Origin of the sequence: Pseudarthrobacter cellobiosi, assembly GCF_023913815.1 — a bacterium.
Classification (GTDB): domain Bacteria; phylum Actinomycetota; class Actinomycetes; order Actinomycetales; family Micrococcaceae; genus Arthrobacter; species Arthrobacter cellobiosi.
In genome coordinates, this window is record NZ_JAMXBK010000028.1 from 209,271 (window position 1) to 230,688 (window position 21,418).

Annotated in this window: 19 protein-coding genes and 4 pseudogenes; 10 read left to right on the forward strand and 13 right to left on the reverse strand. The window is 65.8% G+C overall.

Annotated features, from left to right (window positions below; genetic code table 11):
- Window positions 1-12 precede the first annotated feature (12 nt).
- Together NG701_RS19075 and NG701_RS19080 are read right to left on the reverse strand one after the other, a co-directional pair.
- A pseudogene (locus NG701_RS19075) lies at window positions 13-261 on the reverse strand (CorA family divalent cation transporter); the annotation flags it as partial.
- Window positions 262-356: 95 nt separating this feature from the next.
- Entirely contained in the window at window positions 357-758 is a 402-nt protein-coding gene (locus NG701_RS19080) for an Hpt domain-containing protein (protein ID WP_252569892.1), read from the reverse strand.
- A gap of 189 nt (window positions 759-947) precedes the next feature.
- Here NG701_RS19080 and NG701_RS19085 point away from each other — a divergent pair, with 189 nt between their 5' ends.
- The 4 genes from NG701_RS19085 (at window position 948) to NG701_RS19100 (ending at window position 4,342) form a co-directional block, all read left to right on the forward strand.
- A complete protein-coding gene (locus NG701_RS19085) occupies window positions 948-1,280 on the forward strand; it encodes an ArsR/SmtB family transcription factor (RefSeq protein ID WP_252569894.1) in 333 nt (110 codons plus the stop codon).
- Window positions 1,281-1,293: 13 nt separating this feature from the next.
- Window positions 1,294-1,800, forward strand: a complete 507-nt coding sequence (locus NG701_RS19090) for an SRPBCC family protein (protein WP_252569897.1) — start codon at window positions 1,294-1,296, stop codon at window positions 1,798-1,800.
- 138 nt (window positions 1,801-1,938) lie between these two features.
- Window positions 1,939-3,114: an MFS transporter gene (locus tag NG701_RS19095; protein ID WP_252569898.1), complete on the forward strand. Its 1,176-nt coding sequence runs from the start codon at window positions 1,939-1,941 to the stop codon at window positions 3,112-3,114.
- A 145-nt stretch (window positions 3,115-3,259) separates the two neighbouring features.
- On the forward strand, window positions 3,260-4,342 hold the full coding sequence (locus NG701_RS19100; RefSeq protein ID WP_252569900.1) for a LacI family DNA-binding transcriptional regulator: 1,083 nt from the start codon (window positions 3,260-3,262) through the stop codon (window positions 4,340-4,342).
- A 116-nt stretch (window positions 4,343-4,458) separates the two neighbouring features.
- Here NG701_RS19100 and NG701_RS19105 read toward each other — a convergent pair whose 3' ends face one another.
- Genes NG701_RS19105 through NG701_RS19120 form a run of 4 tightly spaced genes read right to left on the reverse strand, consistent with a single transcriptional unit; the run spans window position 4,459 to window position 9,249 of the window.
- Window positions 4,459-5,940 carry a glycoside hydrolase family 32 protein gene (locus tag NG701_RS19105; RefSeq protein WP_252569902.1) on the reverse strand — a complete coding sequence of 494 codons (1,482 nt, stop codon included), beginning with the start codon at window positions 5,938-5,940 and terminating at the stop codon, window positions 4,459-4,461.
- 26 nt (window positions 5,941-5,966) lie between these two features.
- Window positions 5,967-6,848: a carbohydrate ABC transporter permease gene (locus tag NG701_RS19110; protein ID WP_252569905.1), complete on the reverse strand. Its 882-nt coding sequence runs from the start codon at window positions 6,846-6,848 to the stop codon at window positions 5,967-5,969.
- Window positions 6,849-6,856: 8 nt separating this feature from the next.
- Window positions 6,857-7,831, reverse strand: a complete 975-nt coding sequence (locus tag NG701_RS19115; protein WP_252569907.1) for a carbohydrate ABC transporter permease — start codon at window positions 7,829-7,831, stop codon at window positions 6,857-6,859.
- Complete coding sequence (locus NG701_RS19120; protein WP_252569909.1) at window positions 7,828-9,249, reverse strand: extracellular solute-binding protein; 1,422 nt, start codon at window positions 9,247-9,249, stop codon at window positions 7,828-7,830. Before NG701_RS19120 ends, NG701_RS19115 begins: the two co-directional genes overlap by 4 nt.
- A 190-nt stretch (window positions 9,250-9,439) precedes the next feature.
- Between NG701_RS19120 and NG701_RS19125 the strand changes: the two genes are divergently transcribed.
- Window positions 9,440-10,348 carry a phosphatase PAP2 family protein gene (locus NG701_RS19125; RefSeq protein WP_252569911.1) on the forward strand — a complete coding sequence of 303 codons (909 nt, stop codon included), beginning with the start codon at window positions 9,440-9,442 and terminating at the stop codon, window positions 10,346-10,348.
- Between the two features lie 69 nt (window positions 10,349-10,417).
- Here the strand turns inward: NG701_RS19125 and NG701_RS19130 are convergent.
- A pseudogene (locus tag NG701_RS19130) lies at window positions 10,418-10,534 on the reverse strand (ABC transporter permease); the annotation flags it as partial.
- Between the two features lies 1 nt (window position 10,535).
- Here NG701_RS19130 and NG701_RS19135 point away from each other — a divergent pair.
- The 3 genes and pseudogenes from NG701_RS19135 to NG701_RS19145 form a co-directional block, all read left to right on the forward strand.
- A pseudogene (locus tag NG701_RS19135) lies at window positions 10,536-10,628 on the forward strand (DNA-binding response regulator); the annotation flags it as partial.
- A gap of 144 nt (window positions 10,629-10,772) precedes the next feature.
- Entirely contained in the window at window positions 10,773-12,755 is a 1,983-nt protein-coding gene (locus NG701_RS19140) for an APC family permease (RefSeq protein WP_104061745.1), read from the forward strand.
- An 11-nt stretch (window positions 12,756-12,766) separates the two neighbouring features.
- Window positions 12,767-14,212, forward strand: a complete 1,446-nt coding sequence (locus NG701_RS19145; protein ID WP_252569913.1) for a TrkH family potassium uptake protein — start codon at window positions 12,767-12,769, stop codon at window positions 14,210-14,212.
- A gap of 92 nt (window positions 14,213-14,304) precedes the next feature.
- On the opposite strand, the gene NG701_RS19150 is transcribed toward NG701_RS19145, so the two are convergent.
- Window positions 14,305-15,777: an APC family permease gene (locus NG701_RS19150; RefSeq protein ID WP_104061743.1), complete on the reverse strand. Its 1,473-nt coding sequence runs from the start codon at window positions 15,775-15,777 to the stop codon at window positions 14,305-14,307.
- Between the two features lie 266 nt (window positions 15,778-16,043).
- Between NG701_RS19150 and NG701_RS19155 the strand changes: the two genes are divergently transcribed.
- Window positions 16,044-16,229, forward strand: coding sequence for a hypothetical protein (locus NG701_RS19155; RefSeq protein WP_252569915.1), 186 nt, complete (start codon window positions 16,044-16,046; stop codon window positions 16,227-16,229).
- A 343-nt stretch (window positions 16,230-16,572) separates the two neighbouring features.
- Here the strand turns inward: NG701_RS19155 and NG701_RS19160 are convergent, their stop codons facing one another.
- The 4 genes and pseudogenes from NG701_RS19160 to NG701_RS19175 form a co-directional block, all read right to left on the reverse strand.
- Window positions 16,573-17,358, reverse strand: a complete 786-nt coding sequence (locus tag NG701_RS19160) for a methyltransferase family protein (RefSeq protein WP_252569917.1) — start codon at window positions 17,356-17,358, stop codon at window positions 16,573-16,575.
- Between the two features lie 253 nt (window positions 17,359-17,611).
- The gene (locus NG701_RS19165) at window positions 17,612-18,049 is read right to left on the reverse strand and encodes a nuclear transport factor 2 family protein (RefSeq protein ID WP_252569918.1); all 438 of its coding nucleotides are present in this window, start codon (window positions 18,047-18,049) and stop codon (window positions 17,612-17,614) included.
- A 431-nt stretch (window positions 18,050-18,480) separates the two neighbouring features.
- A pseudogene (locus NG701_RS19170) lies at window positions 18,481-18,920 on the reverse strand (MFS transporter); the annotation flags it as partial.
- Window positions 18,921-19,008: 88 nt separating this feature from the next.
- Window positions 19,009-20,226 carry an MFS transporter gene (locus tag NG701_RS19175; protein ID WP_252569921.1) on the reverse strand — a complete coding sequence of 406 codons (1,218 nt, stop codon included), beginning with the start codon at window positions 20,224-20,226 and terminating at the stop codon, window positions 19,009-19,011.
- A 120-nt stretch (window positions 20,227-20,346) separates the two neighbouring features.
- Here NG701_RS19175 and NG701_RS19180 point away from each other — a divergent pair, with 120 nt between their 5' ends.
- Window positions 20,347-20,688: a hypothetical protein gene (locus NG701_RS19180; protein WP_252569923.1), complete on the forward strand. Its 342-nt coding sequence runs from the start codon at window positions 20,347-20,349 to the stop codon at window positions 20,686-20,688.
- A gap of 92 nt (window positions 20,689-20,780) precedes the next feature.
- Here the strand turns inward: NG701_RS19180 and NG701_RS19185 are convergent, their stop codons facing one another.
- Window positions 20,781-21,119 (reverse strand): hypothetical protein, encoded by a 339-nt coding sequence (locus NG701_RS19185; RefSeq protein ID WP_308291921.1) that lies wholly within the window; start codon window positions 21,117-21,119, stop codon window positions 20,781-20,783.
- Between the last annotated feature and the right edge of the window lie 299 nt (window positions 21,120-21,418).

Sequence of the window (21,418 nt, forward strand, 5' to 3'; positions counted from 1 at the left end):
GTACAAGCAGCGCTAGATCCACTTGTTGTGCTTGAAGGTCCAGTAGAGCCCCAGCCCCATGGCAACCATCAGGCCCAGGGCAAAAGGGTAGCCGAAGACCCAATTCAGCTCGGGCATGCTGGTGAAATTCATACCGTAAATGGTCCCTACCAGCGTGGGCGCAAACAGGATGGCCGCCCACGACGAAATGCGTTTCACATGCTCACTCTGGGCGAAGCTGGATTCGGTGAGCCTGCGCATTTCGTCGTTCTGCCGCCTGGCTGAACTCACGCACGAGAAGCGGAACAACACCGTACGGGCCCTGCCGAAACCCTGACCTCTTGCTCCTGAAAACCCCGGGGCCATCTTTTACGGCCTCACCCGGAGTGCAGGTACTTCTGCAGGAGGTATGAGGTCTGCCGGGCGCAGCGAATGATCTGGCGCAGGCGGTCCGCTGCCAGCCGGGGCAGGACCCGGGCGGGCTCAGAGTCGAGGGTCTCGTGGCGCAGGGCCCGTTCCAGCTCCATGGCAAGTCCGGCCAGGCGCTCCGCGCCCACCATCTGGCTGGAGGTCTTGAGGCTGAGGACCGCGTCCATCGCACCGACCAGGTCGCCGGTGGTCAGGGTCAGACGCAGCTTTTCAGTCCTGTGGGGCAGGTGTTCGATGAAGTTCTGCACGAACACATTCCACACGCCGTCATCGTCCTCGAGCTCTGTCCGCAGCCTGTCCAGGACAGCCGGATCCAGGAGGGGAAGGTCATTGCCCTCGTCCGGCGCCATTGCTGTCCTTCCTGCCCCGAGAAGCGGTGTATGGATAGACGTCTCGTAGGTCCCCCATTCGACGCTATGCGGCCGGGGATGCCGAAAGCATCAGTAGTGGGTACTCGACTTTTCAACTCATCGGCACTGCGTGGCAGATGAGCTGTCCGTCCCTTCCAACGCATATCCATATGGGTATACAATCGCGGTATGGCACGGGCAGCAACAACGGCAGATACGTTCAACGCGGTGGCTGAGCCCCGCCGTCGGGAAATCCTGGACGCCCTTACGCAAGGCGAGCGCCCGGTCAACGAGCTGGTGGACCTCCTGGGCCTAGCGCAGCCGCACGTGTCACGGCACTTGCGGGTGCTGCGCGAGGTGGGCGCCGTCGTCGTGCGTGACGAAGGCCGGCAGCGGCTCTACCGGCTCAATCCGCAAGCCCTCAAGCCCATCCACGACTGGGTGGCCAGCTACCAGCACCTCTGGGAGGAGCGCTTGGATCTCCTGGACGACGTGCTGGAGGACCTCAAAGAAGAGCACTGAAAGGAGCAGGACAATGGCACAGGCAAGCAGCAGCACCATGGACGTGACGTTCCCCAGCGACACGGAAATCCTGATCACGCGGACCCTCAACGCGCCCCCGCATCTCGTTTACCGGGCCTGGACCACGCCGGAACTCGTCAAGAAATGGTGGCCCGGCCGGCGGGGCGAGATGACGGTGGCGGACATGGACTTCCGCGTCGGCGGCGCGTGGCGGTACGTCATGGTGGCGCACGGCGAATTCGAAGTCGCCTTCCACGGCACGTACCGCGAGATTGTGCCCAACGAGCGGATCATCCACACGGAAGTCATGGAGACTCCGGGCACCGCGCCGGACAGCGAGGAGGGCGCCGTGCTCAATACGGTCACCTTTGACGAGGCCGACGGCGGCGCCACCACCGTGCGGATCCGCACCGACGCGGGCAGCAAGGCAGTCCGGGACATGATTGCGCAGTCCGGCATGGAAGGCGGCGTGCGCGAGCAGTTCGAGATCATCGAGGAGCTGGCGGCGTCCCTCACCTGAGCTTCTTCCACCCCAACTGAGTAGCGCCAACTGTCGTTTTCAGCGCCCATTACGACACTTAGCGCTACTCAGTTCGGCTGTTGTTACGCTTTGCGGTGTGATTTCCCTAAAGCAGGCGCCCTGTCTCGAAGTGCACGCGTGAGCGTCCCGGCGCAGGTGGTCAACGCCCGGGCGTCCACCGTTCCCCTGTACGCGGCCGGCTTCGTCACCGCGTTCGGCGCCCACAGCATCGCCGCCGGCATGGGCGCCCAGAGCGAGAACATCGGCCTGACGCTGCTCAACTTGGGCATCCTGCTGGCCCTCTATGACGTTTCCGAGGTCTTCCTCAAGCCGGTCTTCGGCGCCCTGAGCGACCGGATCGGAACCAAGCCCGTCATCGTCGGCGGCCTCCTGGCGTTCGCTGTGCTGTCGCTGATCGGCCTCTGGGCGGCGAATCCGCTGATGCTTGGACTGGCGCGGCTGGGGCAGGGCGCTGCGGCGTCGGCCTTCTCGCCGGCGTCGTCCGCGATGGTTGCGCGGCTGGCGGGAGGCAAGAAGGCCGGAACCTACTTCGGCCGGTACGGTTCGTGGAAAAGCCTGGGCTACGTCATCGGCCCGCTGCTGGGCGCGGGACTGATCCTCGCGGGCGGGTTTGCCCTGCTGTTCGGGGCCCTCTCGGTGCTGGCGGCGGGCACCGCCGTGTGGGTGCTGGTGTCCGTTCCGCACTTGCCGCCGCTCCCCCGGCAGCGTTACACCGTTTTGGACCTTGCCCGCCAGGTCACCGAACGGCGCTTCCTGGTTCCCACGCTGGTGCTGGCGGCCTCGACCGGAGCGCTCGGCGCAGCGATCGGATTCATTCCCGCCCTGGCCACCCGGCACGGCCTTGGCCCGGTTGCCGGCACGGCCGCGGTCAGTGTCCTGGCCATCACGTCGGTGCTCACCCAGCCTTGGATCGGCAGGCTGCGCGACGCGCACCGCATCAGCGATAACCGCGGGACGACGGCGGGACTCCTCCTTACCGCCGCGGGCGTTGCACTCATCGCCCTCACCCCGGGCCCGGTCACGCTGTTCATTGCCGCGGCAGCCATTGGCGCGGGCGTCGGCCTGGCCACGCCGCTCGGCTTCGCGCATCTGGCCGACACCACGCCGCCGGAGCGGATGGGCCGGACCATGGGTTCGGCGGAACTTGGCCGGGAACTCGGCGACGCCGGCGGGCCGCTGCTCGTGGGTGGCATCGCCACCCTCACCGCCCTGCCGTTCGGTCTCGGGGCCCTGGCATTGCTGGTCGCGGCGGCCAGCCTGCCGCGCCTCCCGAACGCTCCCCGGCCAAAGTAGGTAGCGCCAACTGTCGTTTTCAGCCTCCATAACGACACTTAGCGCTACCCAGTTGGGGGAAAGCGCCGCCGCGCCAGGGTCCGGGCGCACCTCACACGCGTTAGGTAGACTGCAGGAAATACCGCACGCGGGAGGAAACCACAGCATGAACCGCAAAGCCACAGCGCTGGACGTCGCCAAGCTCGCCGGGGTGTCCCGCAGCGCGGTGTCGCTGGTCCTGAACGGCCGCGGCGACGGGAATGTGGCCAAGGAGAGCCAGGTCCGGATCCGTGAAGCGGCGGCCACCCTAAACTACACGCCCAACGCCATCGCCGTGAGCCTGCGCAACCGCCGGTCGCGGATCATCGGGATCGTCTCGGACCAGGTGGTCACCAGCCCGTTCGACGGCAATATCATCGCCGGCGCGGACGCCGTGGCCAGGTCCCAGGGTTTTGTCACCGTGGTGATGGATACGGAGCTGGACGAGACCCGTGACGAAAGTGCGGTGGCCACGCTGCTGGACCGCCAGGTGGATGGGCTGATGTATGTCACCGTGGGCCTGCGCCCCCTGCACGTCCCGCTCAACATGCTGCGCGTACCGTCGGTGCTGGCCAACTGCTTCGATGACCGACCCGAGGCCGGCGTTCCCGCTGTCATTCCGGATGAGGTCCGCGGCGGCCGGGAGGCGGCAACGCACCTGCTGGAGCTTGGCCACCGGGACATCGCGTTCCTCGCCGGCGACAGCATCACGCCCGCCGCCCCGCGCCGGATCCAGGGTCACCGGGACGCCTTTGAGGCCGCCGGGTTGCCGGTTCGGCCGGGCCGGATCCTCCAGGTGGGCTGGGACATCGACGCCGGGTTCCACGGCGCCATGAAGCTCCTGGACGGCGTGGCTGCGCCGGAACGGCCCACCGCGATCGTGTGCGCGAACGACCGCCTGGCCATCGGCGTGGTGCTCGCGGCCAACCGGCTGGGCCTGGCAATCCCGCAGGATCTCTCCATCATGGGATACGACGACGAATTCCGGATCGCGTCCACCATGGTCCCGGCGCTCACCACCATGGCCCTCCCGCTGCGGGAGATGGGCGCCGCCGCCATGACCGGGCTCCTCCGGGAACTGTCGGAGGAACCGGAGGATAACGACGACGACGGCGCCCCCGCCGAACACGGCCGCCCCGGCCAGACACTGGTCCCGTGCCGGCTCGTGGTACGCGAGTCAACCGGCCCGGTCCCCGCCGGCCAGGCCTGACCGCGGCCAGACGAACAGCGCGAACAGACGAATAGCGCGAACGGACACTTGAGGCCCGGCTAGTGGAGCCTCAAGTGTCCGTTCGCGCTTGACCGGAGTCCTTGCGAAACCCTTCGCTACTGAGGCTGTTCCAGCTTCCAGACGTCCGCAGCCGTACCCTCGGGAAGCCCCAGCACCCACCGCTCGTCGGGCGCCGGATAGGCGCGCAGCGTGGTGGCCACCGACCCGCTCCGGTACACCTCCACCAGCGACGCGTCCACAAACACGCGCAGCTCCTCCCCCGCCGCCAGCGCCCCGCTGAACACCACTTGACCGGAGTCCGTTGATCCATCGGCCACCAGGGAAAGTTCGACGACGGCGTCCGCGGCCAGCGCCGCCGGCCCACCGCTCACAACGGCCTCTGCATACGCCGGCAGCTCAACGCTCCCGGCACCCTGCGAAGCCAGCTGCGCGCCACGGTAGGCATCCACTTCCGGCGCGGGTGCCACGGCCAGGGCACCGTCCACTACGGACAGCAGGCGCGGATGGGTGAGCACACCGGCCCAGCCCGCGGCGTCGATCTCGGCCTGGCTGCGGCCCCGGCGGCCGTCCCGTCCCGGTCCTTCATTGGCCCAGCCCCACAGCAGCGCTTTGGGCTCCGCGAGAGCAGCAAGAGCAGGGGAAGAAGCAGGAGCACCGGGAGCACCGGCACCGGCGCCGTCCTGCAGCTGCACGATCTGCGGCGCGTAGAAGTCGCGGCCCAGGTCGGACTTTCCGCCGGTCTCCGGGGAGAATACCGGCAGCCCGGTGGCAGGGTCCTCGGCCAGGGAGCCGATGAGGTGGCCTACGCCGTTGGCGTGCTCGTGGTCGTCGCCGGAGAGCCACAGCGAAAACATCATGACCCACGCGTCGCCGCCGGACGGGGATTCAACGGAGGAAACGGACGGCACCCGCACCAGCTGCGGGCATTCCCAGATCTCGGCCGGCGTGTGGGCAGCAGCGACCGGGTTCTCCGACGTGAGCCAGATGCCCTGGTACTTCCAGTCGGACAGGTCCTCCACCGTGTAGAGCAGGAGTGCCGCGTGGCCGGAGGCCAGACCGGCGCCCTGCATGGCGTAGCGCTTGCCGTTGAAGCGGAAGATGAACGGGTCGCGGACCGCCGTGACCATAGGATCGGCCGGCATGGACGCCGCGACGTGACCGTCCTGTTCCCAGGAAACGAGGTCCGCTGAACCGTGGGAGATGACCACCTGGGAGTGTCCGCCGTCGCCGCGGACGCCGGAGTACGCGGCGGTGGGGACGCCGCCGTCGTCCGTCACCACACCGGTCCAGCAGCCGTACTCGTCCGGCCCGCCGTTCTGGGGGCGGAGCGCCACGGGGTACTCTTCCCAGCGGACCAGGTCCGCGGAGCTGAGGTGGCCCCACGCGATCTTGTGGTGCCGCGCGGACGCAGGGTTGTACTGGAAGAAGACGTGGTACCGGCCGTTGAGGTGGCTGATGCCATTGGGGTCGTTGATCCAGCCCTGGGCGGGGCGGGGGTGGAAGTGCGGGAACGCGGGGTCGGGGTGGGCGGCGGCCAGGCGGGCGAAGTCGGTGGCGGCGAGGTCCGGGGATGACATGACGGTGAGCCTTTCAGACGTGTGGGTTATTTGCCGCTGCCGGCGGTGAGGCCGTCCTGCAGCGCGCGCTGGCCGAAGATGAAGACCACCAGGGCGGGGATCATGGACAGGACCACGCCAGCCAGCACCACGGAGATGCTGCCCGTGCCCAGGTTGCCCTGCAGGGACACGAGGCCCAGCGGCAGGGTGAAGTTCTGTTCCGAGATGGTCATGATGAGCGGCCGGAAAAACTCGTTCCAGTGGAAATTGAAGGCGAGGATGCCCACGATCGCCATCCCCGGAATGGCCAGCGGCGCGTAGACCGAGCGGAAGGTCCGCCAGGGTGTGGCGCCGTCGATCGACGCCGCTTCCGCGAGGTCGGTGGGCAACCCCATGAAGTACTGCCGCATCAGGAAGGTGCCGAACGCCGTCGGGATGGCCGGCAGGATCAGCGCCAGGAGGGTGTCCGAAAGTCCCATGCCGCGGATCAGCATAAACACGGGCACGATGGTCACCTGCACCGGCACCATCATGGTGGCCAGCACGATGGAGAACAGGGCGCCGCGGCCGCGGAACTTCAGGTTGGCGAACGCGTAGCCGGCCATCGCGGCGGTGACCATCTGTCCCAGCGCGATGAGCCCGGTGACCAGGGCGCTGTTCAGCACCAGGAGGACGATGTCCAGCTGCTGGAAGACCTGCACGTAAGACGTGAAATCCGGATTCCAGGGAAAGAACGACGGCGGCAGCTTGAACGATTCCGACGGCGACCGCAGCGAGGTGGACAGGGTCCACATCACCGGGCCCAGGGTCAGGACGGCCGCGATCATCAGCAGGACAATGCGGAGGACCAGGTTCCAGTTCGGCTTCCGCCGGGACCGGGCAGGCACGGCAGGGGTGCGGGTGGATACACGCTCTGTAGTGGTAGTCATGGCTGGCCTTACTGGTAGAAGACGAATCGTTTGCTGAGCCGGAACTGCGCGGCGGTGATGGCCATGATGATGAGGGTCAGGATCACGCCGATGGCCGAGGCCTCGCCGAATTCCAGGCGCTGGAACGCGGATTCGAAGATCACCATCACGGCGGTGCGGGTGGAGTCCCCGGGCCCGCCGCGGGTCAGGACGTACGGCTGGTCGAACACCTGGAGCGCGCTGATGATGGCCATCACGGACGCCAGCAGGGTGGTGGGGCTGAGCAGCGGCAGGGTGACGTAGACATGCTTGCGCCAGCCGGTGGCGCCGTCCAGCGAGGCGGCCTCATAGGTTTCCACGGGGATCGACGCCAGCCCGCCGATGAACAGCAGGAAGGAGAACCCGAAGTTCTGCCACACGTATACCAGGATGACGACGGCGGCGGACCCGCCTGGGGTGGTCAGCCACGGCACCGCGGGGATGCCGGCGAGGGACAGGAACCAGTTGACCACGCCGAACTGCTCGTTGAAGAGGTACCGCATAAAGATGGACACCGAGGCGGCGGAGAGGATCAGCGGGAAGAAGAACGCCGAGCGGAAGAAGGTCCGCAGCCAGGCAGGCATCTTCTCCTGCACCATCACGGCGAGCGCCAGGGCCAGGCCGAGCTGGAATGCCACCGCCACAATCACAAACACGATGGTGTTCAGGAAGGACACCCGGACCGTGGGGTCCTGGACCACTTCGGCGAAGTTGTCGAAGCCCACGAACGTCGGGGCGGAGATGATGTCCCAGCGGAAGAACGCCAGGACCACCGACGCCGCGATGGGCACCAGCGTGAACAGGCCCATCCCCACGATGGTGGGGGCCAGGAAGATCCAGGCAAGCCAGCGCTGGCTGTGCCGGCCGGACGCGGTGTGCGCGGTGGCGGGCGTTCCGGGCTTGACGGCCTTGGCGGCCTTGGCGGCCTGCTTCGGCCTATCCCGGCGAGGGATGGTGGTGCTCATGACTGCCTCCTCAGGGCAATTTCAAGATCCCGCTGCATGGACTCGAGGGCCTGCTTGACCTGGCGCTCATCGCCGCTGACGGCCAGCGAGACGTTTTTCATCAGGGCCGTTTCGACGGCGGCCTGCTGGGGCGGCGCCGGGATGGGGCCGGTGGTGGGGTACTTGTCCAGCGTGTCGTAGAAGACCTTCCAATGCGCCGGGCCTTTACCGGCATACAGCGCCTCGTTGACCATCGAGCGGCGGGCCGGGGTGGTTATGGGGTTGGGGAAAATCAGTTCCATGGCTTCACGGCTGGCACTGAACTTGATCCATTCCCAGGCGGCGTCCTTGTCCTTGGCGGTCTTCATGATGGCGTAGCCGGCCGTGCCGAACTGGTGCCGCTGGGTCCGCCACTTGGGGAAGAACGCAACGTCGTAGTCGTTCTCCTTCATGCCGGCTTCGTGCAGGCCCTGGACCCAGTAGCCGCCGGCCGGGGTCGTGCCGATCCGGTTGGAGGCGAAGAGTCCCACCAGGGAGCTGCCGCCGCCTTCTTCGGGCCGGACGCCGAGGCCGTCCTTGACCAGGCCGCGGAGGTAGTCGAAGGTCTCGAACACGCGGGGGTCGTCGGCGTTGGGTTCCAGCCATTGGTAGCCGCCGGAGTGAAGACCGCGGGAGGGATCGTTGGCGTAGAAGGAGTCCCAGAGCCAGTTCCCGCCGGCGGACCGGGTTTCCTTCAGGAAGCTGGTGTCGTTGGCGTAGAGCCAGGGCACCACGCCGCCGAAGAGCCGGTTGGTCCAGTAGTACGGGGTGAAGTCGGACGGCCGGGCCTTGCGCATCGCGGCGAGGCTGTTGCGGAAGTCCACGTTGGTCCAGTCGTCCGCCGGGCGTTCCAGCCCTGCCTGCGCGAAGGCGGTGGTGTTGTAGTACATGTTGGCGGCGTTCCAGTCCATGGGGAGCTGGAAGAGGCTGCCCTTGTACATAAAGGCCTCCACGAGGCTGGGGTGGACGTCGTCGAAGAACTCGGCCATGTCCGCGGCGTCGCGGCGCAGGTATTCGTCCAGCGGGTGGGCCAGCTTGTCCGCGAAGAGCTGCGCGCCCTCGGTGGCTACGTAGACGACGTCCGGCGGGGTGCCGGCGGCCACCATGGTGAGGATCTTGGTGAAGAAGTCTTTCCAGTCCACGGCCTGGATGGCCTGGACCTTGACCCGAATGTCCGGGTGGAGTCGGGTGAACGCGTCGATGGCACGCTGGCGCGCGGCGGCATCGGCGGCGGTACCCATGATGGCAATGCTGAGGCTGTTGTCGCCCCGCCCGGGAATATCGGTTCCGGAGAGCCGGGGCCACGACGCCACGGTTGCTCCCACAATTCCTGCTCCCAAGGCACCCAGGGCGGTCCGGCGCGAGAATTCACGCAGGCGGCCAGTTGTGGCACCGGTCATGTCAATTTCCTTCCTAACACGTGTGAGGTAGCTTATGGCGCCGACCTAACACGTGTCAAGTGTCACATTCGGGTTGCTGGCGTTGACGCTGGCCAGCCTCGGCGCACGCCCAAAAGTTACGCAATTCGGTCAGCCCGGGCCACAAAACAACCGTGCGGGTCCTCCCAGTTTTTTGTGACACCCTTAACCGATGACCATTCCACGCCAGGCACCACCGCGGACCCCTGCCCGCCCCACCCCGGGCTCCGGCTTTATGTTCGCGTTCGCCTGGCTCGCCTGCGTTGTGGGCCTGATCGCCACGTACTACTACTTCGTCCAGACCAGCACAGGCCAGTTCATCGATGAATCCGCGCTGGTTGAGGCCGTAGACATCCACGGACCCGCCGGCAAGGCGGCCACCGAGTTCCTGGACTGGCTGCCCACCATCTCACTGGTGGTGGCCGCCGTCGTGGTCCTGTTTGTCACGGTGATCCGACGGCGGTGGACGGCTGCCGGGATTGCCGTAGCCGCGTGCATCGGCGCGAATATCGCCACGCAGGTCCTGAAGGAAGTGCTGCCCACGCGCCCGGACAAGGGTGTGGTGACTCTCGAACTGAACTCGCTGCCGTCCGGGCACACCACGCTGGCGGCATCAGCTGCGGCGGCGGTGTTCCTGATGGCGTCGCCGCGGTGGCGTCCGCTTGCCGGTTTTGTGGGCGGCACGTTCGCGATCGCTTCCGGGGTGTCCACGCTGATCAACCAGTGGCACCGCCCGGCCGACGTCGTCGCGGCCTTCCTCCTGGTGGGCGCATTTATGATCCCCGCCGGCTGGCTGATCATGCGGAATGGCGCCGCGTGGAACGTGTGGGACGGCCTCGGCAAGCACGTGGGCTCGGCGAAAATCTGGCTCACGCTGCCGGTGGTGATCGGGCTGGCGTCGGCGGGGGTGGCGGTGTATTCGCTGGCCAAGATCGCCCCGGGCCCGCTCCAGGAGGGCAGCACCACCAACTACTTCTGGGCCGGGATCTCGCTCATCGTGATCGCCGGGTACCTGGCCACCGTGGCCACCACGTCACTGTTCGCATATGCCGCAGGACGGCGGGACGCGCCGGGGCGCTAAGCCCGCCGTCGCCCGTTCTGACTCTCAAAGTGACTCGCATCAGCATCGTCAGTCGCGGAACATACGGCGTCAGGTGATCTTGCGCCGGTAGACCACCATGGCGAAGACGTAGGCGAGGACGAGGATGCCGACGCACCAGGCGAGCGCGATCCAAATGTCGCTGCCGACCGGACGTTGGGCAAACAGCATGGCCCAGCTCCGCCGCAAACTCGAACCCGACACCGGAAACCCCCGTCATCTCCTCACCGAAGCTGGCATCGGCTACAGATTCCAGCCTTAGTGTGCAGTCATAACGAACGTGTCGGGCAGGCGTTAAGGATACGTTAAGATCCCGGGTTTGCCCGCTGAGGGCCCCTGGCGCGGTGCTACGCTCCGTTGGTTATTCACCCCAATCCCGCCTGCGCGGGGTAAAGAAAGTAACCCGTTGACTGCACCCACCCGTTTCTCCATTCCCGCCAGCGTTCCCAATCCCGAACGCGACGGCGGACCCGGAAACCGGCTCACCCGGTGGCTGCTCGAACACACCGTCCACCAGCCGGTGGGCCCGGAAACTGCGGAGAACCAGGCCCCCACCCAGAGCTGGTGGAAGGTCATGTGCCTGACCGGGGTGGACTACTTCTCCACCCTCTCCTACCTGCCCGGCATCGCCGCCCTCGCCGCCGGGGCGCTCTCCCCGCTGGCCACCCTGCTGATCGTCGGCCTCACCCTGCTGGGCATGCTGCCGATGTACCGACGGGTGGCGCAAGAAAGCCCGCACGGACAGGGATCGGTGGCCATGCTGGAAAAGCTCCTGCCGTTCTGGCGCGGCAAGATCTTTGTGCTCATCCTGCTCGGCTTCGTCGCCACGTCCTGGATCATCACCATCACCCTCTCCGCCGCCGACGCCACCGTCCATATGCTGGAGAACCCCTACCTGCCGCACTTCCTCGAAGGCCAGGCGGTTGTCATCACCGTGGTCCTCCTGCTCATTCTGGGCGGGGTGTTCCTGCTCGGCTTCTCCGAAGCGGTGGCCGTCGCCATCCCCCTCGTCGCCATCTTCCTCGTGCTGAACGCCGTCATCATCGGAGTGGGACTGTACGACGCCGTCACCCAGCCCGGTGCCATGGCTGACTGGACCGCGGCGCTCACCTCCTCCGGGACCGGCTTCGGCGATATCGCCGGACCCGCCCTGCTCGCCTTCCCGCTGCTGGTCCTGGGCCTGTCAGGTTTCGAGACCGGCGTCAGCATGATGCCACTGGTCGCGGCCGACGGCGCCACGGCCGAGGAACGCCTGGCCACCCGCGTCCGCAACACCCGGAAACTCCTCACCACCGCCGCCCTGATCATGAGCGTGTACCTCCTGGGCAGCAGTTTCGTGACGACCGTACTGATCCCCGCCGAGGCCTTCCAGGCAGGCGGCGAGGCCAACGGCCGCGCCCTGGCCTACCTGGCCCACGAGCTGCTCGGCACCGGCTTCGGCTCCGTCTACGACATCAGCAGCATCCTGATCCTGTGGTTCGCCGGCGCCTCCGCCATGGCAGGGCTGATCAACATCGTTCCCCGCTACCTGCCGTCCTACGGCATGGCCCCGGACTGGTCCCGGGCCGTGCGCCCGGTGGTGCTGGTGTACACCGCCATCAGCATCCTGATCACCATCGGCTTCAACGCCGACGTCAACGCCCAGGCCGGCGCGTACGCCACCGGCATCCTGGCCATGATGGTCTCCGGCGCCGTTGCGGTCAGCATCTCCGCCGCCCGCAACAAGAGGCGGCGCGCCGCCGTCGGCTTCACCATCCTGACCCTGATCCTGCTCTATGCGCTGGGGGCCAACGTCATCGCCAAGCCGGACGGCATTGCAATATCCGGCTTCTTCATCCTGGGCATCATTGTGGTCTCACTCGTCTCCCGGGTCAGCCGCACCACCGAACTCCGGGTCCACAACATCGAATTCGACGACGAAGCCCGCCGCTTCATCACCGACACCCTGGACTTTGACGGGCGGATAAACCTGATCGCGAACCGCCCGCAGGCCCGCGACGCCGCAGAATACCGTGAGAAGGAAGCCGAGCAGCGGGAGAACAACCCCGTGCCCGGCACCGCCGATGTGATCTTCCTTGAAATCGAGGTCACCGACCCCTCGGGATTCAGCGACGTCCTTGAGGTACGCGGAATCGAAGTGGACGGACACCGCGTGCTCCGCGCCGAAAGCCCGGCCGCACCCAACGCCATCGCCGCCATCCTGCTGGCCCTCCGCGACGCCACCGGTGTCCGGCCGCACGCGTACTTCGAGTGGGCTGAAGGCAACCCCCTGGCTCACCTCATGCGCTACCTGCTGCTGGGACGGGGCGACACCGCCCCCGTGGTCCGCGAAATCATCAGGGAAAACGAACCGGATCCTGTCCGCCGCCCCGGCATCCACGTGGGCTGACGGGCAGTCCAATGACCGCACGTGGCGACACCGCCGGGGTGAAGGGACCCGTCCCGGGACGGTGGAAAGGCAAGGCAGCCAAAACAGCCAAATCGGCCAGGGCCCGCAGGGAGAGTGCCATCCGTCGGGCCCTCCTGCACCCGGTCCGCTCGGTCCCCCTGGCGTTCCTGGCAGTCATCATCCTGGGAGCATCGCTGCTGATGCTGCCGCTGGCCCGGACCGGCAGCGAGCCTTCGGCCGACCCCCTGATGGCCGCCCTGTTCACGTCCGTGTCGGCTGTCTGCGTTACCGGGCTGATCACCGTGGACACGGCCACGTACTGGACCCCTTTCGGGCAGACCGTGATTCTGGGACTGATCCAGGTGGGCGGGTTCGGCATCATGACGCTGGCGACGCTCCTGGCCCTGCTGGTCCGCAAAAGCATCGGCCTCCGCGGCCAGCTCGTGGCGCAGTCCGAAACGCACACGCTCAACCTAGGCGACGTCAGCGCCGTGCTGCTCCGCGTGGCCAGGCTCATGGTGGGCATCGAAGCAGCCACCGCGGCGGTGCTGACCGGACGCTTCTGGCTGGCCTACGACCAGAACCCCGGCACTGCGCTGTGGCACGGTGTGTTCCACGCCGTCTCGTCGTTCAACAACGCCGGGTTCGCGCTCTACAGCGACAACCTCATCGGCTTCGCGGAGGATCCCTGGATCATCGTCCCCATCTGCCTGTCGATCATCGCAGGCGGCCTCGGATTCCCGGTGATCATCCAACTGCTCCGGGGAAACGTCACGGCCCGGAACTGGAGCGTCCACCTCCGCCTCACCATCTACGGCACGCTGCTGCTCCTGGTGCTTGGCGTCACGCTTTTCGCCGCGTTCGAATGGAACAGGGACGAAACACTCGGCGGCCTGTCCCTGACCGGGAAGCTGCTGGGTTCCCTGGCCGGCGGCGTCTTCCCCCGCACTGCCGGCTTCAACAGCATCGACTACGGCGCGGCATCACCGGAGGCCCTCATGGTCACCAACATCCTGATGTTCATTGGCGGCGGCAGCGCCGGCACCGCAGGCGGCATCAAGATCACCACGTTCCTGGTCCTCGGCTTCTCCATCTGGAACGAGGTCCGCGGCCGGGACGAGGTGACCATTGCCCACCGTTCCATTAGCGCTTCGTCCCAGCGCCAGGCCCTGTCCGTCGCGCTGCTCGGGGTGGCAGCGGTGGTGGCGGGCACGCTGGCGCTGCTGATGGTCACCGACTACAGCCTGGAAAAGGTGCTGTTCGAAGCCATCTCCGCGTTCGCCACCGTCGGGATGAGCACCGGCATCACCTACAACCTCCCGCCGGCGGCGGAATGGGTGCTCATGGCTCTGATGTTCCTCGGCAGAATCGGGACAGTGACGGTCGCGTCCGCTCTCGCCTTGTCCTCCCGGCCCCGCCTTTACAGCCTGCCGGAGGAACGCCCCATCATCGGCTAGTGGCGCCGTCGTCGGACGCTTTGGAAAGTACGACGGCGGGACTCGCCAAGGCGCTGAGCGCGCCAGCCGCCGTCGGGCACCGTTAGCAGCGCCTAAGTGCCATCCTTGCCGATGTTCTGGGTCCCTACCGGCTCGCCTTCCGCCCTGCTCGTCCGCCTGTTGATCAGCCAGGTGATAAACCAGAGCACCACCCCGATCGCCATCAGACCGCCGGCGATCTGGTACTGGATGACGTTGCGGCCCACCCACGGCCCGGCGAGGAAGGCGCACAGCAGGGCGGCGAGCAGCGGCAGCTGCCCGGGCGAGGTGAAGAACACCTTGCGGTTGAGGTCGCGCTTGCCGCGAATCACCAGGCAGGCCACGTTCACCACGGTGAAGACGCACAGCAGCAGGAACGCCGTGGTGCCGGAAAGGTTGGCCACGATGTTGCTCTTGGGGTCGCTGGTGACGTACCAGATCAGCCCGAGCGCGAGGACGGTGGAGAACAGGATGCCGGCCCACGGGGTGCGGCGGCCCGGCAGGACCTTCCCCAGGGCAGGCGGCAGGACGTTCTGGCGTGCCATGCCGTAGATCAGCCGGCTCGCCATCAGCATGTTGATCAGCGCGGTGTTGGCAACGGCGAACACCGCGAGGAACGGGAAGACCCTGTCGATGGGGAAGTCCGGCGAGCCCTTGTGTACCACTTCGAGCAGCGCGGCGCCTTCAGCCTCGCGGATGTTCTCCAGCTCGGTGGGCGACAGCACGCTGACAACGGATACGGCCACCAGCATGTAGAGGATCACGGCGATGCCAAGGCCGGTCAGCATGGTCCGCGGGAAAATCTTCTCGGGGTGCTTGGTCTCCTCCACCATGTTCACCGAATCCTCAAAGCCAACCATGGCAAAGAAGGCGATGGAGGTCGCTGCTGTGACTGCCAGGAACAGGCCCTTGTCCTGGTAATCGTTGAAGACGAAGACTTCGCCCACGTTCCCGGTGCCCTGCGTCATTACGTAGAAGCCGACGCCGATCACGATGGACAGCGCGACTACCTCCACCAGTGTGAGGACCACGTTAAACTTCACGCTCTCCCCCACCCCGCGCAGGTTGATCGCGGCCAGCAAGACCATGAAACCCATGGCCACGGCGGTGATCACGCCCTGGGCGGGCATCTCCATCCAGCCGTTGATCCTCAGGCCGCCGAAGAAGTTCTGGGCGAGGACGTTCGCGGAGGTTGAGGCGCTGGTGATGCCGGAGCAAACCACGGCGAATGCCACGAGGAACGTGACGAAGTGGATGCCGAACGCCTTGTGCGTATAGAGCGCTGCCCCTGCCGCCTGCGGGTACTGCGTGACGAGCTCGAGGTAGGAGAACGCGGTCAGCGTCGCGACGACGAACGCTAGCAGGAAGGGCAACCAGACGATGCCGCCCACCGTCCCGGCCATGGTTCCGGTGACTGCGTACACGCCGGCGCCGAGGATGTCGCCAACGATGAACAGCAGGAGGAGCTTGGGGCCCATGACCCGTTTGAGTTCGTGGGTCTCTGCCTCCGGTGTTGCCGGAAACAGGTCATCTGAAGTGGTGCTCATCGCCCTGACCTCCACACTCAACACGTCAAACGTGGCCTACTTCAGGGTGATCCTTTCGCGTTCCTTTGGCAACGGGTAAGCCGGGCGCGAAATGCCATCTCGCGCAGGGCGTTTGTGGATCCGCCGATGCCGCAGCTAATCTCAGCTGACAAAAATCTTGAGGAATTACCCGGTGTAAGTTGCGTCTGGTCCGGGAAGGTATTCATATCAGGGCCTGGGGGCTCGCAAGGTCGGCGGAATACCGCACAAATTCTTAGGGGTCTCACATGAGCAAAGTAATCGGACGCAAGAAGCGCATCATCATCACCACCGCCGCAATGCTGGCCATCGGCGGCGGCGCAGCCTTCGCTTACTGGTCGGCTGCGGGAACCAGCAACACGACGACGACCGCCGCTGGTGTCGCGGAGAACTTCACGGTCACCAGCTCGGTTGCAGGGCGCCCAGCCGGCTGAAGTTCAGTCCCATCGGCGCTCCGGTCCCGAAGAACGGGTTCAGCGTCACCGTCTCAATTCTTGATGCCTTCGAAAACCAAACTCAAAGCACAGCGACAGTTACGCTCACGTCCACAGGTCAACCGCCTACAGGTCCCCAGAACAAGTGCACTGTGGCTATCCCGACTCCCAGCCAGGCCGGTTCGGGTACGTTCACCGGCCTGACCGTCAACGGCATCAAGTCGGACTGTCAGCTTACGGCCAGCAGTCCCGGTCTCCACGGCGATGTGATCAACTTTGGTTCTGCCTGACCTGAAGTTTCTTCCGCTACGACGCATCTACTGTCGCCGATAGTCGATCAAAGTTAGTAATTCCGCCGGTGCCGCAGCCGCGGAAGCACGACGGCGAACACGCCAGCCGCGGCGAACCCCAGTATGCCCGTGGCTGAGACCGCGCGCGGAGGGGTGGCCTGCGCTGTCGCCAGGGAAAGAATTTCACCCCGCTGCAGGTATTGTCTTGCAATAACCAGTACCCGCCGAACGTTCCGAGTTCCTGTTTGGTCTAGTACCGCGTGCTGTAATCCACGTAATTGATGTGCGTCTAGTGCTTTGCAGAGTTCCATTCCCCAATCGAACCAAGTCTGTGCCCGGAAGGGGGATCCTAGGTAGCGTGGAACCCTTTCCGCGTAATCGAGGTAGGATCGGCCGAAGAGCTCGGTCAGCATGGCCTCTTCACCCAGGACACCCCGGTGTTCCACTATCAATTCGGCCGGCAGCGTCGCGAGGACCCAGGATGAACCGGCCAAGGTTCCTGCTCCCAGTTGGATGAGCCACCAGCCGACGTACATGGGATGACGGGTGATTGCATAGGGACCCGTGGTGACCAGCTCCTCCGGCCGCTCCAGCGCGAATGGACCCGCCGTGCGGTGCCGCCGTTCAGCCAGAGCCCAAAGATTAAGGCCGACGCCGGCGAGCAGCAGTCCCGCCCCCGCCATCCGGTGGAGGGAGGGGGAACCGGGAACCGGTACCGGACGGAGCCGGGCAAGGAGGAGATCCAGGACAATCGCGGCCACAACAGGAAGCGGCAGCGGGAGGTTGTCGTAAAACTCCTTCCCCCGCCGGACCAGGGAGCCTCCAGAGGGGGCCGTCACCGTATCTCCACTGACGGGCGGGCAGCGCCCGTCGCGCCAGCCGGGCGGGATGGTCCTGTGGTCGAAATAGCCGGAAGATGCGCGGCCGGCTGGACCGCCCGGGAATTAGTCACCATGCAGAACTATCACCCAAAACCAGTGCGTTGATCGCGACGAGGAGCATGAAGTGTGCAAGGTTCCAGCCTTGGGATGGACCTGCACGGTAGTCGAATCCCTTGTACCCTACGCATCCTCGGGCCTCTATCCTGCGGGTTCAGGGCTTGGACAGGGATTCCGGAAGCAGTCCGAGTTGTCCGAGGAACTCCATCTGGTCAAAGTAGAAGTGGTGGGCTGTGATCAGGCCATCTTCGACGTGGGCGACGTCGCAGCTCCTCACTCGGATGCTCTTTCCGGTGGGAGGCAGGCTTTCGCCGGACGGCGTGGTCAGCGGTCCTGTGTTGGTTCCGACGACAAAGCCCTCATCGATCGCCACATTTCCAGCCTCGTACCTTTGCGCGTACTCATAGGTGATATCCGGGAACGATTCCCCGAATTGCGACAGGTAGTTGCTGATGGCTTCGGGCCCGACGAGCTTGCCCTCCTCGGGCGTGAAGGCCACCGCATTAGCTGAGTAACACGCTGCCTGTGTCTCTTTGTCCCTCGCCGTCATGGCAGTGGTTAAGCGGTCCATTGCATCGCGTGCTTGTCCCATTTTTAGACCTCCGTCTATGGCCGGCCGAACGGAAAGGTCGGGCCGCTCTGTGGCTTGGCTTCAGTTAATGCAGACGCCGATTCAAGTACACGCCGGGCGGGGAAGGGTGTCAACGGCTTTGGCATTGGCACCATTTGTGCGGGATTTTGAACGGGATTAACACCCTCGTGGAGGAAGAAGTGGCAGGGTCTGCCGCAAGCAATGCAGAGCACAGTCCCGATTCCGTCGTGCATCTGACCGCCTCTCCATAGGCAGATGCTGGGGCTATGCGGCCGCCAGCGTCCTGGGCCGGGTTCTGGCTGTGGATTTTGGCGGTGCGTGGCGGCGTTGTGCTGTCGATATGTGTCGTGACTGCCGATGGACTGTGTCCTCTGACTGTTATGCGTCCATGCGGGATCGTGTGGGCTGCTGTACTAGGCGAAGGGCAGTTTCTACCTCGTCGTATGATCGTTGGCGCGCATTCGGACGGCGACGACTGAACCGGATGCGGCGGTGAGTGCGGCGACGGCGGCGATGGCTGCGGGAATCCCATACAGATCAGCGAGGAGACCGGACAGGAGCGCCCCGATGGCGAAGCCGCCATCACGCCAGAGCCGGTAGACCCCGACAGAGCGGGCCCGCCAGGTTGGGTGTGCGACGTCGCCGATTGCGGCCAGGAGGGCGGGGTAGACCATGGCCGTTCCGAGTCCCAGGAGGACTGCGGCGACGAGCCAGGGCCCGAAGCTGTGGGCTGCCGCAACAATTGCCAGGCCCGCCCGAAGCTGACGAACAAGACCGGAAAGAGGCCCCAGGCGAGGCCGTCGTTGAGGTTGTTCACCAGGCCCGCCTGGCTGGCCGCGGAGAGTGACCGGTCTTTAAAGCTGGTGAGTGTGACACCTGGCCGGTAGTGATAATGATGCCGAATGCACCGGTCAGCAGCTTCGGGGAAGGACATCGTGGATCCAGCGAAGGAGAGAGGGTCAGTAGTTCCGCCGGTGCCGCAACCGCGGAAGCACAACGGCGAACACACCAGCTGCAGCAAACCCCAGCAGACCGGTGGCCGAGACTCCCGCACCCAGGGTGGCCAGCGCCGTCACCCCGGAGAGCAGGACGGGCCCGCCGGTTGATCCCGCATCGGCGATGAACCGCCACAGCCCCAGGAACTGGCCGCGTCCGCGGTCGGGCGAGAAGTCTGCGCCGAGGGTCATGATCAGTCCGGAGCTGATGCCGTTCCCGAAGCCGATCAGCAGCGACGCCAGCAGCAGCCCGCCAAAGGACGCAGACATGGGAATGAGCAGCATCGCGATGCCCATGATGATGGTGGACGGGATGGCCACGAACAGCCTGCCGCGGCGGTCCATTACCTTGCCGGCCGGGTAAAACACCAGCATGTCGATCGCCCCGGACAGCCCGTAAATTACGGAAGCCTGGGCCGGATCCATGCCCAGATGGTCCGCCCACAGCGGGATCACCACCTGGCGGGACGCGCGCAGCGCACTCAGCAGCAGGACCCCCACCCCCAGCGTCAGGAACACGCGGGCATGCGAAACCGCCACATTCCGCAGCGTCGGCTCCGGACCCTTGTGGCCGCCGTCGGGCGCTGGCGGGACCACCAGGTCCGGGATGGTTACCGCCAAAACGGCGGCGGCCGCCATGCCCACCACCCCCACCCAGTACGCTCCGGCGATCCCGGCGAACTGCATCACGCCGGCGCCTATGAACGGCCCGATGAAGACGCCGATCCGGCTGACCCCGCCCAGCGTCGACAGCGCCCGCGCCCGGAACTGGACGGGCACCGCCTCGGTGAGGTACTTCTGCCGCGCCAGGCTGAAGACACTGGCGGCCATCCCGACGACGGCCATCGCCACCGCGAGCAGCCACAGTCCATTGGGAATCATGGATGACATGGCGGCGGCCGCGAGCGCCAGGGCACCCACAGCCGCGGCGCCGACGATGGACCAGCGTTCGCCGAACTTGAGGGTGATGAGGGAGGCCGGCAGGTTGAAAAACCACGAGCCGAGCCCGATCAGCGTGACGATCAGAGCGGAGACCGCCACCGAGGCGCCGAGGTCACGGGCGGAGAGGACCACCACCGGGAGGACCGCGCCTTCGCCGATGCAGAACAGCAGCGCCGGTCCGAACGCGGGTATGGCGATGCTTCGGAAGTTGAACGGCTGTGGGGTTCCTGGCGAAGTCATCAGATTTATCTTATGCCGCGGGAAATTCGCCAGCTTTTAGGGGGTCACAAGCGGCCCCGCGAGGACTAACGTTTGCCTTGTGGGGCGCTTCCGCCTGCCCCTCTCAGCCAAGGAGGTCTCATGGGTGAAGTGTGGATCCGCACCATCAACAACGGTTTGGTCCGGGCCGACAAAGTCACGGAAATCGCATCCACCCGGGGGTCCCTTCATGAGGACCAGGGTTTTGCGCTGAAGGTCATCGTGGACGGCAAGGCCCACGTCGTCATTGACGACGGCGGTCTTCCGGGCACGCTTCCCGAACGGCTGGAACACGCGCAGCATCTGGAGGATGCCCTGCTGTTCGCCCTCGACGAGGCCCGCGAAGCCGATTCATCCATGGTGGTCTTCTTCGAGCCGGAGAGCGACCGCTGGGCCCTCGCGGCGGCGGCGGAGCTGGCTGGCGGGATTCCCGCCGTCGGATAACCCCCGACGGCGGCCCTCCTTCAAGCGCGTTGTGGCGCCCGTTCGCGCTAAGAAGAGGGCGTGCTAAAGGGAGTTCGCGCTAAGGGCGTGGGTCAGGCTGCGGCGTGGCTGAACTCGGCAGCTTTGGCGGTGACGCGGCGGGGCGGGAGGATGCTCAGCGTGCAGTGCGTCTGCTGCGGGTCAATCCTGGCGGGCAGGTGATGGGTCTCGGAGCAGACCTGAAGCTGCCGCAGGGCTTCGGGATCCACGCGGGCGTTGCGCACGTCCAATTCCAGGTCCAGGTTGTGCTTCAAAGCGTTTGCGCGTTTCACCACCACATAGAGGGCCTGGATGCTGTGAACGGTGACGTGGCCCTTGGCGAGGACCTGGGCCTTCGCGTGGTCGAGATCTATACGGACGAGAATGCTGAGCTTTTCGGACAAGATGATCATGCCTTCCTTGCTTGGCTGCGACGCTGCAGCCGGGGAGGCCGCGACGCTGCAGCCAATGGCCGCGCCTCTGCAGCCTCATCCAGAGTAGGCAACGAATGTGATGTGCGCAACATTTGAACTCAGATATGTCGCGCACACCCCAAGCGCCTACCCGGCCATCCACAACAGGACGCCCCCACTTCAGCCACCAGACAACTTTTGTCACACGCAATTCACCGGGACTTCTGACGGATCCCGTGGTTGAGCCTGTCAGTAACCGACTTCACCCCGGCTGTCAGCGAATGCCGGATCCCTTGTTC